This is a genomic window from Mesorhizobium sp. M0140 (assembly GCF_040322475.1).
Lineage (GTDB): Bacteria > Pseudomonadota > Alphaproteobacteria > Rhizobiales > Rhizobiaceae > Mesorhizobium.
In genome coordinates this window covers 1-11,249 of record NZ_JAMYTM010000063.1, presented here as the reverse complement: position 1 = coordinate 11,249, position 11,249 = coordinate 1, and the positions used below count along the sequence as shown (strand labels likewise).

The window sequence follows — 11,249 nt, the reverse complement described above, 5'->3', positions numbered from 1 at the left end:
TTCGCCAAGCCAAGGTCCGGGCGGCCGCCCGGACCTTGGCTCAATCGCTCTAATCCCACGAAATCTCTCTCGTGTAGATACAAGGGGGGTGCCTCGCACCTGCGCTTGCTAGGGACCCCCATTCTTGCAAAACAAGCATGCTTTGCTAGAAAGACCTGGGGCGGGTGGCATCGTGAGAGAACCTCATGTTTGCCGATATCATCAGACCGATCACCTTGAGTTTTTCGCTGCTGCGGCGGTTCTGGCCGCAACTCGTGGCACTCGTGCTGGCCGGCGTGCTGGTCGGCGATCTCCTCATGCAGCTCGCGGCGAAGGTGGCGCTGGCCAATCACTTCGCCGGGCTGGCGATGCTGACGCTGGTGGCGCTGGCGCAGCTGGTGGTGACGGTGGCGATGTTCCATGTGTTGCGCCCCGGCCTGCCGCATGTGCTGGCCGCGCAGCGCAGCGCGGACAAGGCCGCAACCACCGAGGCGCAAGCCGTCAAGGAGCCGGGTGCTGTGGACCGGCGCGGCTCGCGGCTGGTGCGGATGATCACCATCGCGCTGCTGCCGTTCTTCGCCTATTACGCGGCCTGGGGATTTCTGGGCGACATCGTTCGCCAATATTCGCGCGCCACGCTCGACCAGGCCGATTTCGGCCAGAGCGCCAATGTGCTCGACGTGCTCGATTCGCGCTGGCTGCTGGTCTCGGTGGCGGTGTCCTGGCTGATCCACCGGCTGGCCAAATTCATGCAGACGAAAACGAAAGCCGCCTCGTTCTGGCAGATCGTCGTGGTGATCTGCGAGACCAACTGGATCTTCGTTGGCCTCTATGTGATCAGCCGCTGGAAGGACTCGGCGCTGCAATGGCTGATGAGCCGCAATTTCTGGTCGGCCCTGCAGGCCTCAGTGGACGGGCTGGCGAACCCGGTGCCGATGGCCTCGGCCGCCCCCATGGTGCCGGTCGAGTCGATCGCGCCATCGACGGTTGCCGTCAACCTGTTCTTCTTCATGTTGCTGCCGCTGATCTGGCTGGTGATGGCGGCGCTGATCTATGGCTATGACGTGCGCGACGATGCCGCCCTGATGCGCGTGCACGGCCGGCTGGAGCGCGCCGGCCGGCGCTATGTCGGCCTGCCGAAATTCCTGCGTGATTTCGTCGAGCATTTCATCGCCGGTTACCGCTCGCGCTATCTGCCGATCGCCAACGGGGTTCGGCTGACAGTCAGCTCCAGTCTGGTGCTTTTGTGCACGCTGGTCGTCGGCTACCGCTTGCTCGACTGGGGCGCTGCCTGGCTATGGCTGGGCACGACGCGGCTGATCGGTCCGCACGAGCTCGACGTCTGGCAGATTTTTTCGCATGGCGTGACGCTGCTGTTCGGCAGCCCGTTCCAGGATTCCTCCACCGGCATCCTGATCGAGCCGCTGCGCATATGCTTTCTCGCCGCCGTGCTGGAGACAGCGTTTTCGATGGCGAAGCGGGCGGGGAAGTGAATTCTCTCCGTTTACGGGGAGAAGGACGCTCACTTCGGCGGCCTCTGAAAGCGCAGGAACCACGGCCGCTCGCTGCCCAATCCGACAGCCGGGCGGATGGTCTTGATGGCGTCCTCGGGCACGATGAAGGTTTCGCCCACGGTGATGATTTCGCCCTTCTTGGCGCCGGAGAAGATCGCCGAGGTGCAGTTCATCACGCCGTCCGGCAGGCCGACGCCGGAGATGAAGTCGGACAGCCAGCGGCGCCCGGCGGCGTCGGTCAGTATCACCTTGCAGCCCAGCCACTGTTTTTGCAGATCGGGGTCGCCAACCGTTACCGCAAAGGTGGCGATGACGGCGAAGGCGTGGTCGGGCAAGCGGCCGGCCTTGCCGCCGCGCAGATCGGCCAGCCGCCACTCGCTGCCGCCGAATGGCACGGACTGGCCGAACTCGACATCCCTGGCGATGAGGTCGTCGCCGTGCAGCCATTCACGGACGCTGTCATAGCTGGTCTCGGCCAGCGTCAGCGGCAGCAGGATAGCGAGCGCGGCAAGACCGCGCCGGCGCCATTTTTTCTCGGTCTCTCGGCCTTCGTCGGCGGCTGGTTCGAGATCGGTCGAAACTGCGGTCATGCCTTTGCCTTGGTCTTGCTCAGTGTTGAGAGTTTCGAGCGCAAACTGCGCTGCGGAATTGCTTTGGGTTCAAGCTGGGTTACTCTGAAACGATTGAGCTCCCTGCATCGGAGAACAAAATTTGCAGAGTCCCGAACCGTTTCAGATTTCCGCGACGGATTTCTGGCTCCTGAGCCACCGGACTGACTCTGCTCTGCCCGGGTACCTGGTGCTTGGTTCCAAGCTGCCGACCAACAACCTCTTGGAACTGCCGCAAGCGGCTCTGGCCGAATTGGGCCCATTGCTTGCGGAAGCTCAGAAGGCATTGACGTCGCGGCTGCGGCCTAACCGGCTCTACATCAGTCGCTACGGCCATTCTCCGGGTCATTCGTTCCATTTTCACCTGATACCTGTCTATGACTGGGTCGAACGGCTCTTCTGGTCCGACCATCGATATCGATCCTTGAACAGTTCACTGATGCGTCAAGCGAACCGGGCACCGATGGCGCGGAACTCACGCTGTTTATTTGGAGGGAATTTTGTGAGCGGGCCGATCCACCCCCTGTCGAAGGTCCTTCTGTTGCGGAAGTGATTGCATTGCTGCGCCAGGTCATGGGCAGTTAGGCTTGCGCGCCCCTTCCTACAGTCGCGCATCAAGATCGTATTGCGGCAAGACATCCGCTGGCTGGCCATCGGCGCCGGTCGGCACCGCGTCGAGGCTGATGCGGGCCTGGGCGTCGAGCGGGCCGAACCGGCGCGCGGCGACCAGCAGGCTGGCGCCGGGGATCTGGTCGGGCGGCATCTCGAAGATGAACAGGCCGCGTCTTTCCAACCCCGGATCAATGGAATGCGGCGGCATGTCCTGGCGGTAGCCCAGCCGTTCGCTCTGGTGGTAGCGCAGGCCGGTCGGGCCTTGCCAGGTGCCGTCGGCGACCGTGGTGGAGGTGCTGGTGGCGGTGAGACTGGTCGTCACCACCGCCCACAGGCCGCTGGTCGTCAAAAGCTTCTCCTGGCCGAACTGGTCGCTCTTCAGCGTGCGGGCAAAGACCACTCTGTCGAGGCGGACAGCGAAGCTGCGCGCCCGCACCGTGTCGTGGACGGCGCCGTCGACCGGGATCGGTGCGGTGAGCTCGGCATAATGCGGCTTCGACACCTGCATGCCGTAGCTCAGCGCCACGGTGGTGGCGAGGATCAGGAGATTGCCGATGGCCCGGATATTCATGAGCCGCCTTTCCGTGAGTCTGCCACGGGCAGGTCGACGACGGGCAAGGTGACGGTGCCGAGCCGAGTGGGATTGAACCAGCCGGGCGTCCCGTAAAGGTTGTCGCGCGGCTTGAAGAGCTCGGCGATGATGCCGAAGCTGAGATTTGCCGGCACGATGGCGTCGCCGGCAAGCGGCCAGACATAGGCCATGCGTTCGGTCATGCCGGGATGCAGTTCCGGCGTCAGAGTCGAATCACGGGTCAGCGCGATCATCGGCAGGCCGTCGAGCAGAGCGAGTCCGTCCGGCGTGAAGACATTGAAATAGGCCTTGTCGGATTGCGCCGTGCGATTGGTCAGGTCGACCTCCAGCACCAGCGCCTTCTGGCCTGGTTTCAGCGGCACGCCATAGACCTTGGCGCGGCTGACATATGCACGCACCGGCTTGAGATGCCAACGCCCGGCATCGATGCCGGCATCGGGCGGCAATTGCGGCGGGGCGTGGGGGGGCAGGGCGCCGAACGCGCCCATCAGGCCGGCGACGAACAGGGCGGCGATGGTTCCCGCGCCGGCCGTTATCCAGGTTTGAAATTTTAAGCGGGCAGTCTTGAACATTCCAAACTATGCACGTCGACGATCAGCCACCCCTGCGCAGTCTAGAAAGAAAAAATTGCTGATGGAACCCGCAAATGGCTGGTCCAGCCTCACGCTGCTTCGCGCGCCCATAGAAGATGGCCATGGCGACGAAAATACCGCGCCACCAGCCGCTGTTGCTTGGCCCTGATCAGGTCGGGCAGGCGCCGCTCCTGGCGCCAGCGCGGTATGTTGCGCCAGCAGGCTATGAAGCGGACGGCGTCCTCGATGGCCTCCTCCGCCGAGAGGGCCGGGCCAATCGCGGCCAGGAACAGCGCCTCCGACGGTTTCAACGCGTCGATCACCGCCTTGCGCCTGACGTGATCCTGACGGGCGTGGGCGATGCCGTTGCGGCGGATGGCTTCGAAGGCTTCAAGCAGGGCCAGGCTGTCGCCGGCGTAACCGCAGGAACGGGCAAAATCGGCGGCAAGGGCGTCCATTATCGCTCCCGGGTTTGATGCAATGGGCGGGTTCGTGCTCCGACTCACATTTGCATATCCAGCGTGAAAGCATAACTCAAATTACCTTAGAAGAAAAACTTCTGGGAAAGTTTGAAAACTGCGACTCGACTCCGGGCGCAAAACACAGGAATATGCGAACAAATCAGGAACAAAGACGAGGCAGGGGCGATGGCATTGCCGGGCAGGGAACCAACAATGGCGCATGTCGCCTCGATCTCGGTCGAGTGCGCGGATTGCGGCCGCAACCGTTGGTGGCGGCCCGATCAGTTGAAGCGGTTCGGCGTGACGAGGAACACGCCGCTTGCCGCTCTGTCGGGCCGCATCGTCTGCTCGGCCTGCCGTGCCGACGGACTGCCGGGGGCGACCGTTACGATCCAGGCGGCCTTCATCGACGAGCGCCAGCGCGTGCGTAGCGAAGCGCAGATGCTGAGCGATCGCGAGGTGCCGCTGGAGGGAGCGCGGCGGGCTTGAGTCTTGTCGAAAGGGTGAACGGCCGGTTCGCGTAAGCGAATTGATCGTGCCAGTGGCACGATCAAAGGCCAGCGAACGCCGGGGCGCTGCGAAGCAGCGGGGACCCGGCAGGTGGATCCTGCGCTACCCGGCCCTTCGCAAGCTCAGGGCGTTCAAGGCTCGAAAAGCCAAGCAATTGGCTTTTCGTCCGCTGTGCGGACCGCCTTTCACCCCCGCAAGGGGAGAAGGCAAGAAGCGCTCCTCAATACCCCAGCAATTCCTTCAGCGAAATCACGCGCCAGACATGTTTGATGGCGTAGCGGTTGAAGGTCAGCGTCTTCGGCGGATTGTATTGCTCGACCACCAACTCGCCCGCCGTGCGTTTGACCAGCTTCTTGATGAAGGCCTTGCCGTTGCGCTCGTTTTCTTCGGGGAAGGTCTCGATCACCACGTGGTCGCCGGGCACCGCGTCGCGGCCGCCGCAATAGATCAGGTCGCCGGGCTCGTAACGCGGCACCATGGAATCCGAGAGCACGTGCAGGGCGAACACCTTCGGCAGGTTGCGCACGCCCGGCGGGCGCTGGACGTAGCCTGCCGGCTCGCCGTTGAAGGTGAAATCGCCATCGTCGCCGCCGACGGCCGCGCCTAGCACCTCGATATCCATCGAACCGGCGGGCAGCGGACCGGCATCGGTGACGATCTCCGCGTCGGCGACCGGTCCGGCATCGTCGAGAAACACGACCTGCCCTTGGCCCAGCGCCACCGGGTCGACGCGCAGGAAGGCGGCGGTCTTCAGGAGGTTCTCGGTCTTGGGCAGATTGCGGCCGGTTTCCCAGTTGCCGACGGCGGCGACATCGGTGTCGTTGTGCTCCGCAATGTGGCGCATGACCAGGCCGCGCTGCTTGCGCGCCTTGCGGATCGCCGCCCCGACCTTGATCGACAGTTCCGTTTTTGCCATGGCGCCCATGTGAGCGATGAAAGCGGCTCTCGTCTATGAAAGAATGGCTTGCATATATTTTCGAGTTATGCTTATATCCGGTCATGCAAAACCTGTCCAGCTTTGATGGCGCCGAGTCGCCGGCCTCACGCGAGGCGCATCCGGCGGTCATAACCGCCGCCCATTCCCTTCCGCCCCGGCCGTCCTCCTCCCCGGCCGGGGTGAAGCCCGAGGCTCAGTGCTTGACTGCACCAGCCTCGGGTCCGGTCCGCCTGTTTCCGGCGACCGGAACGGCCGGAGCCGCCGCTCCCAGCGGCTCCGGTCCCCAATTCGGCCGGCATGGCGCCGGCGCTGTTTTTTCGGCTGGCCGATCCTGCATCCGCACCGAGGACGGCACCGTCATCCTGTTGGACAGGCTAACGGGCAGGGCGGTTTCCGCCCTGGACAGAAACACGGCCGAGGCGCGGCTTTTGCACCTTGCCGGCGGGAAATCGGCCCAATCCGGCTGAGGCTGGCCGGCTGACAGCCGGCTCTTGAAAAACAACCTGACTGCGGCCCGGCCACCGGGTCGAACCTTGACGCTGCCCGACGGCGCGCGGCCGAACTTTGGATGGAGCTGGTATATGGCAAGCTATAGCGACGCGGAATTGCACGAGATCGGCCGCTGGCTGAAGGACGGGCTTTCAGCCTCCAGGATTGCAGTCGCGTTCACCGCGCTGCGTGGCAGTCCGGTGTCGCGCGACGCCATCATCGGCATCGTGCATCGTAACGCCATGCTGGGCGCGATCGGCTTTGCCAATGGCAAGGGGCCGCCGCCGCGAGCCAGACAGGCCGGGGGCAAGCGCGCTGGAAGCAAGCGGGCCGATGGCATGTCGGCGAATGCGACGCCTGCCGTCGGCAAGATGCATGGCGTGCTTGCCGCCAAGGATATCCATGCGCATGAAGTGGCCCGGCCCAGGCGCGCCCATTCGTTCGTGCGCGAGGCGGGCGTGCTGATCGCCGACGGCGTAGCCTATCGCCTGGAGGTGCCGGCGCCGCCGCGCGCGGCCATCGGCCGGCAGCCGCATGGCGTGGCGATGCGCTTCGTCGATTGCCTGTTTTCACGCTGCCGCGCGCCGCTGGATCTGACGGTGGAGGAGGATTCTGAAAACGATGCGCCAGGCAGCCGGCCGGGCGCCGATATGCTGTGCTGCGGCATGCGCACCACGGCGCTGAAAAGCTATTGCACCTATCATCAGGCGCGCTTCCAGCGCCGCGTATTTGTGGCGGGATGAGCCCGCTCCCCCGTTGCTGCGCCAGCCTCCTCATCCGGCCCTTCGGGCCACCTTCTCCCCGCTGGGAGAAGAGGAGGGCACCGACGGTGCAAGTCTCCTCTCCCCTCGGGGTCCGAAGGACGGGCGAGACACGTGGCTCGCCCCGGAATGGTCAGCCGAACGAAGCGGAGGCTGGGTGAGGGGGCTGCCTCGCCGCACAGAGGTGGAGGATCTGAGATGAATCAAGCCCGGAGCAAAATCGCCAGAACCTTACTTCGGCATCTGCCGGCCCTGCTTGGGCGTGCGGCTCTGCATGCTCCTTGCGTCCATCGCCATCGCCGGGTTGCCTTCGGCGATCAATATGCCGGTCACCCGGGCAAAGCCGGTAAACACCTTCATGGCGTCGGCTTCGGAAATCTGCGCGGCGATCGCCGCGCTGCAGGCGTTAAGCGCGCTGCGGTAGACATGGCCGCGTCGCTCCAGCGGCCAGCGCTGCAGAAAATCGGCGGCTTCGCTGACGCTGTCGATCTCTTCGACCTCATCCTCCACCCGCACTTTGAGCGGCACTCCGGTTTTCATCGTACCCACCGCGTTCACCTTCGCTTTGCGCGCGGCTCTGTCTACCGCATCCTTAAACGCGCCCCGCTGGCGGGCGGTTGCATCAATTTTTCGGCTGGCTGGCGATCCTCATGGACTAGCCACCGCGTTCAGCCAGTCATGGGCGCGGCTTTTGGGCCTGGCCACCAGTATGTTCTGTTGCTTGGCCGCCCTGGTGAAGGCGTCGAATGCGATGCGCTGGCAGCAGGTGCCTTCGACGGCGAGCGTAACCAGCCGCGTCGCCTCGAGATAACCAGGTGCTGTCTTGTCGGGCCATTGGTGGCGCAGTGCCTCGGCGGCCCCGGCCACCGAACTGACCAGCATGGTTTTATTATCGCAAAAGCGCACGGTAACCGGCATGAAGGCTGTCATCGGCGAACCTCCCCTTGGCATGGACGCGACATAACGTCGAAAAGCTCGCGCCGGTTCCATCTGCCTGGATGCCGGTCGGCAAGGATGCTGGCGCGGCGGCGAAGAGGGCGATGACCTCCGGTTCATTGAAGGCCAAAGGAACAGCGTCCCGCTCCGCTCTGCCGACCACGTGGGAGATGCCCAGCAGGGCAGAGGGCGCGCGAAGGATCGCCACTTGCCGGCCTCCCACCATCCGACCCAACCAGGAGTCTCCCATGAGCAAAAAGACCAAACCCGCAAAACCGCAGGCGCCGAAATTGCCGAAGGGCGAGGCCGAGCAGGTGCGCATACGCCGCGAGGTCGGCCATGATTTCGCGCTCAGGGATGACGCCTTCGGCCGCAAGCGGCTGGCGGCGGGGACGCTGGAGGCTGCCCGTGTCTACGAAGTGTCGAATGACGGCTACGCCGCGACCGGCGGCATCGTGCGGGTGCGCGCCATCGATGCGCTTATCGGCATCACCTCGCTGTCGCGCCAGCAGCGCGAGGCAGGCCTGCGCTACCGCGAGGATTTCCGCTGCAGCCAGCAGGCTGATGTCAAGCCGATGCGCTGGACCGAGCGCGTCGACGGTGGCCGCGATGGCGGCGGCATCGCCGACAGCGTTCTCGACGCCGGCAGGGCCTATGCCGTCGCCACAAGAGCGCTAGGCCATTGGGAGGTGGCCGCCGTGGTGCGACAAGTCTGCTGCGCGGACGGTTCCCTCAAGCGCCTGGCCGAGCAGACCGGCGAGGGCCGGAACGTGGTGACGAAGCTGCTGAAGGTGGGGCTGGATTTGTTGGCAGTGCATTACGGGATGATGATGATGAGGCGGTGAGGGGTGAAATGGATCCGACCGGCGATGCCGGCCGGATCCGTGATCAAGCCCGTTCCACAGATTCTCAAGATGTGATGAACAATGCGGACCGGGCGCAGATACCCAGGCGCCTAAAACAAGGCCCTCTCCAATGGCCCCGCCAGTGTCTCGGCAAAGCCCGTCGCCAGGTGGTGCCTGTCACGAAACGCCAGCTTGCCTGATATGACGACGTGGCAGGTGGTCGGGCCGCAGAATTGGTTGGTGAGGTCGATGTAGCGGGTGTCGGGTACGCTGGTCACCACGGCGCGCTCGGCGGCGGCGGTGCTGTCGTTGGCGGCGTCCGCCCTTGGCGTATCGCAGTGCGGCGAGGGGGCTTCGCGCCACCACAGGGTGCGCGCCACGCAGGAGCCGGCGAAGCTGGCGTTGATCGGCGTGTCGCGGATAACAGCCGTCTCGACACCGGCCCGGCTGAAGGCCTGCAAGGTCGAGCGCAGGCCGGCCTGCCAGCGCGCTACTTCGGCGGTGCGTTCGGCGGCGGGCAGGTCGCGGGTCAGATTGCCGATGGAAAATTCGGAGATCACCACCAGGCGCGGCTTGCGGCGGATGATCTCTGATATGGCCTGCTCGCGCCAGGCGTCGCATTCGGTGTAGTCGCGCTTCAGCACGGTGTTGAAGGTGGAGAGCCGCGAGGCGCGGCACGATGATTTAAGATAGGTGATGACCTTTGTGTCGTTGCGCTTGGCCGCCTCGATCAGCGGCGTCGACCACTGGTCGGCGTGCGAATCGCCGAACAGCACGATGGTGCGGGTGGCATCGGCCGGGCCGAACATGCAGGGTTTCGGCGTCACCGTTTGGAAGTCGGCCAGGCAGTTCTTGTCGACGGCCCGCGCGATGGAAGGTCTTTCGACCGCCTGCTCGATGCCGCGCTGCTCGGGGCCGATATTGCGCGTGGCCAGATGCGCGTTGGCATAGGCGACCGCCACGCCGGTGCCGGTCAGCATCAGCGCGGGAACCAGCACAAGGCCGGGAAAAGCGCGAAGCGGTTTTGCGTCTGGAATGACCCTGGGAAAGGCGCGGGCGCCCACCGCCATCCAGGCGCCGCGCCGCGCCGGGTCTTCGATCAAATGATAGGTGAGCACCGACAGCGCGAGCGCCAGCACGCCACAGCCAAGGCGCTGCGGCACGGAAAGGTCCGGCGCCAGCATCCCGGCATAGACGATGACCGGCCAATGCCAGAGATAGAGCGAATAGGAGAGCGTGCCGATCCATTGCAAGGGCGGCAGGGACAACGCGGTAGCCGGGCCAAGGGCTTGCCAGCCGGTCCGTCTATTGGTCTGCGACCCGCCGACGCCGCTCAGCAGCACCAGCACGGTGCCCGCTACCGGCAGCAACGCGTACCAGCCGGGGAAGGGCAGGTCTTCGCTCAACAGGAGATAGGCGGTCGCGATCAGCGCCAGGCCGAGCCAGCCAAGTGCGGCCCGCAGCCAGATGCGGTGCTGCAGCAAAGCCATGGGGACCAGCGTCGCCAGGCCGCCGGCAGCGAACTCCCAGGCGCGCAGCGGCGAGAAATAGAAGGCCCAGGCCGGCGCCGCGCTGGTCAGCCACTGGCAGGCGGCGAAGGAGGCAAGGCCGGCAACGCCGATCACGGCTGCGGCCGTTCGCCGGCCCGGCCGCAGCCAGGCGGCCAGCAGAAGCAGCGCCGGCCAGGCCAGATAGAACTGCTCCTCCACCGACAACGACCAGAAGTGGATGAAGGGATTGCTGGTGGCGTCGGCGGCGAAATAGTCGAACGACCAGCGCAGCAGCCAGAGATTGATGGCATAGGCGGAGGCGAACATGGCGCCGCGCGAATAGAGCGCCTGCTCCTGCGGCGCCAGGATGAAGTAGCCGGCGGCCAGCGTAACCAGGATGACGAACAAAGCTGCCGGCAGAAGCCGCCGCGCGCGCCTGGCATAGAAGCGCCAAAGGTCGAGCCGGCCGGTCTCGCCGATCTCCTGCATGAGGTGGGTTGTTATCAGCCAGCCCGAGATGACGAAGAAGATGTCGACGCCGGCAAAGCCGCCGGGGAGCGCGGTGAGGCCGAAATGGTAGGCGACGACACCGCCGACAGCGAGCGCGCGCAATCCTTGTATGTCCGACCGGAACGATGCTGCCACGACGGCTCCTTCGTGCAAGGCCCAGCCCCTGCGCAACGTCGGCCGGGCAGGCCGATATCGCAATGCAACAATTTTATCGCAGTGCAACATAAAACAATTTTGTCGCAGTGCAACATAGCAGGAATGGAAATGGGCCGGAGCGCCGGCCGGGCTTGATCGTTGCGTGGCGGGCTTGGCCGCGCCCTGCGGCAGACGCAAAACAGCCCCGCGAAGGGTAATGCAGTTCACTTAAGTTGGGCTGGATGAGGATCTGGTAAGACCTATCGAACAGGATGGAGATTCGTTTCCATCCTGTTCG

General features: G+C 64.8%; 14 protein-coding genes and 1 pseudogene. 6 read left to right on the top strand and 9 right to left on the bottom strand.

What is annotated here, in order from left to right; translation table 11 throughout:
* Positions 1 to 185: 185 nt before the first annotated feature.
* Entirely contained in the window at positions 186 to 1,472 is a 1,287-nt protein-coding gene (locus NKJ37_RS31605) for a hypothetical protein (RefSeq protein ID WP_023813282.1), read from the top strand.
* A gap of 29 nt (positions 1,473 to 1,501) precedes the next feature.
* Here the strand turns inward: NKJ37_RS31605 and NKJ37_RS31600 are convergent, their stop codons facing one another.
* Positions 1,502 to 2,083, bottom strand: a complete 582-nt coding sequence (locus NKJ37_RS31600; protein ID WP_023813283.1) for a hypothetical protein — start codon at positions 2,081 to 2,083, stop codon at positions 1,502 to 1,504.
* 121 nt (positions 2,084 to 2,204) lie between these two features.
* On the opposite strand from NKJ37_RS31600, the pseudogene NKJ37_RS31595 reads away from it, so the two are divergent.
* Positions 2,205 to 2,686, top strand: a pseudogene (locus NKJ37_RS31595) (HIT family protein).
* Between the two features lie 16 nt (positions 2,687 to 2,702).
* Here the strand turns inward: NKJ37_RS31595 and NKJ37_RS31590 are convergent.
* From NKJ37_RS31590 to NKJ37_RS31580, 3 genes are all read right to left on the bottom strand, one after another.
* Entirely contained in the window at positions 2,703 to 3,284 is a 582-nt protein-coding gene (locus tag NKJ37_RS31590) for a hypothetical protein (protein WP_023813285.1), read from the bottom strand.
* Positions 3,281 to 3,877 carry a hypothetical protein gene (locus tag NKJ37_RS31585; protein WP_352441855.1) on the bottom strand — a complete coding sequence of 199 codons (597 nt, stop codon included), beginning with the start codon at positions 3,875 to 3,877 and terminating at the stop codon, positions 3,281 to 3,283. The genes NKJ37_RS31590 and NKJ37_RS31585 overlap by 4 nt, the downstream gene beginning before the upstream one ends.
* A gap of 89 nt (positions 3,878 to 3,966) precedes the next feature.
* Positions 3,967 to 4,335 (bottom strand): hypothetical protein, encoded by a 369-nt coding sequence (locus NKJ37_RS31580; protein ID WP_023813287.1) that lies wholly within the window; start codon positions 4,333 to 4,335, stop codon positions 3,967 to 3,969.
* A 189-nt stretch (positions 4,336 to 4,524) separates the two neighbouring features.
* Between NKJ37_RS31580 and NKJ37_RS31575 the strand changes: the two genes are divergently transcribed.
* Positions 4,525 to 4,827 carry a hypothetical protein gene (locus NKJ37_RS31575; RefSeq protein WP_031213614.1) on the top strand — a complete coding sequence of 101 codons (303 nt, stop codon included), beginning with the start codon at positions 4,525 to 4,527 and terminating at the stop codon, positions 4,825 to 4,827.
* 241 nt (positions 4,828 to 5,068) lie between these two features.
* Here NKJ37_RS31575 and NKJ37_RS31570 read toward each other — a convergent pair whose 3' ends face one another.
* Positions 5,069 to 5,773: an XRE family transcriptional regulator gene (locus NKJ37_RS31570; protein WP_023813289.1), complete on the bottom strand. Its 705-nt coding sequence runs from the start codon at positions 5,771 to 5,773 to the stop codon at positions 5,069 to 5,071.
* A gap of 212 nt (positions 5,774 to 5,985) precedes the next feature.
* Here NKJ37_RS31570 and NKJ37_RS31565 point away from each other — a divergent pair, with 212 nt between their 5' ends.
* Together NKJ37_RS31565 and NKJ37_RS31560 are read left to right on the top strand one after the other, a co-directional pair.
* Positions 5,986 to 6,252, top strand: a complete 267-nt coding sequence (locus tag NKJ37_RS31565; RefSeq protein ID WP_245273285.1) for a hypothetical protein — start codon at positions 5,986 to 5,988, stop codon at positions 6,250 to 6,252.
* Between the two features lie 114 nt (positions 6,253 to 6,366).
* Entirely contained in the window at positions 6,367 to 7,017 is a 651-nt protein-coding gene (locus NKJ37_RS31560; RefSeq protein ID WP_352551405.1) for a GcrA cell cycle regulator, read from the top strand.
* A 249-nt stretch (positions 7,018 to 7,266) separates the two neighbouring features.
* Here the strand turns inward: NKJ37_RS31560 and NKJ37_RS31555 are convergent, their stop codons facing one another.
* The 3 genes from NKJ37_RS31555 to NKJ37_RS31545 all read right to left on the bottom strand — a co-directional run bounded on the left by NKJ37_RS31555 (position 7,267) and on the right by NKJ37_RS31545 (position 8,179).
* Positions 7,267 to 7,575 carry a DUF982 domain-containing protein gene (locus tag NKJ37_RS31555; RefSeq protein WP_023813292.1) on the bottom strand — a complete coding sequence of 103 codons (309 nt, stop codon included), beginning with the start codon at positions 7,573 to 7,575 and terminating at the stop codon, positions 7,267 to 7,269.
* Between the two features lie 108 nt (positions 7,576 to 7,683).
* On the bottom strand, positions 7,684 to 7,965 hold the full coding sequence (locus tag NKJ37_RS31550) for a DUF982 domain-containing protein (RefSeq protein ID WP_256746778.1): 282 nt from the start codon (positions 7,963 to 7,965) through the stop codon (positions 7,684 to 7,686).
* Positions 7,925 to 8,179 (bottom strand): hypothetical protein, encoded by a 255-nt coding sequence (locus NKJ37_RS31545; RefSeq protein WP_352776410.1) that lies wholly within the window; start codon positions 8,177 to 8,179, stop codon positions 7,925 to 7,927. Before NKJ37_RS31545 ends, NKJ37_RS31550 begins: the two co-directional genes overlap by 41 nt.
* A 40-nt stretch (positions 8,180 to 8,219) precedes the next feature.
* Between NKJ37_RS31545 and NKJ37_RS31540 the strand changes: the two genes are divergently transcribed.
* Positions 8,220 to 8,816 (top strand): DUF6456 domain-containing protein, encoded by a 597-nt coding sequence (locus NKJ37_RS31540; RefSeq protein WP_352611052.1) that lies wholly within the window; start codon positions 8,220 to 8,222, stop codon positions 8,814 to 8,816.
* Positions 8,817 to 8,926: 110 nt separating this feature from the next.
* On the opposite strand, the gene NKJ37_RS31535 is transcribed toward NKJ37_RS31540, so the two are convergent.
* Positions 8,927 to 10,951, bottom strand: a complete 2,025-nt coding sequence (locus tag NKJ37_RS31535) for an acyltransferase family protein (protein ID WP_352551399.1) — start codon at positions 10,949 to 10,951, stop codon at positions 8,927 to 8,929.
* Positions 10,952 to 11,249: the final 298 nt, after the last annotated feature.

Coding starts and splice junctions, on each gene's coding strand:
- NKJ37_RS31575 (WP_031213614.1), top strand. CDS start 4,525: ATGGCATTGCCGGGCAGGGAACCAACAATGGCGCATGTCGCCTCGATC.
- NKJ37_RS31570 (WP_023813289.1), bottom strand. CDS start 5,773: ATGGGCGCCATGGCAAAAACGGAACTGTCGATCAAGGTCGGGGCGGCG.
- NKJ37_RS31600 (WP_023813283.1), bottom strand. CDS start 2,083: ATGACCGCAGTTTCGACCGATCTCGAACCAGCCGCCGACGAAGGCCGA.
- NKJ37_RS31580 (WP_023813287.1), bottom strand. CDS start 4,335: ATGGACGCCCTTGCCGCCGATTTTGCCCGTTCCTGCGGTTACGCCGGC.
- NKJ37_RS31585 (WP_352441855.1), bottom strand. CDS start 3,877: ATGTTCAAGACTGCCCGCTTAAAATTTCAAACCTGGATAACGGCCGGC.
- NKJ37_RS31605 (WP_023813282.1), top strand. CDS start 186: ATGTTTGCCGATATCATCAGACCGATCACCTTGAGTTTTTCGCTGCTG.
- NKJ37_RS31550 (WP_256746778.1), bottom strand. CDS start 7,965: ATGACAGCCTTCATGCCGGTTACCGTGCGCTTTTGCGATAATAAAACC.
- NKJ37_RS31590 (WP_023813285.1), bottom strand. CDS start 3,284: ATGAATATCCGGGCCATCGGCAATCTCCTGATCCTCGCCACCACCGTG.
- NKJ37_RS31560 (WP_352551405.1), top strand. CDS start 6,367: ATGGCAAGCTATAGCGACGCGGAATTGCACGAGATCGGCCGCTGGCTG.
- NKJ37_RS31540 (WP_352611052.1), top strand. CDS start 8,220: ATGAGCAAAAAGACCAAACCCGCAAAACCGCAGGCGCCGAAATTGCCG.
- NKJ37_RS31555 (WP_023813292.1), bottom strand. CDS start 7,575: ATGAAAACCGGAGTGCCGCTCAAAGTGCGGGTGGAGGATGAGGTCGAA.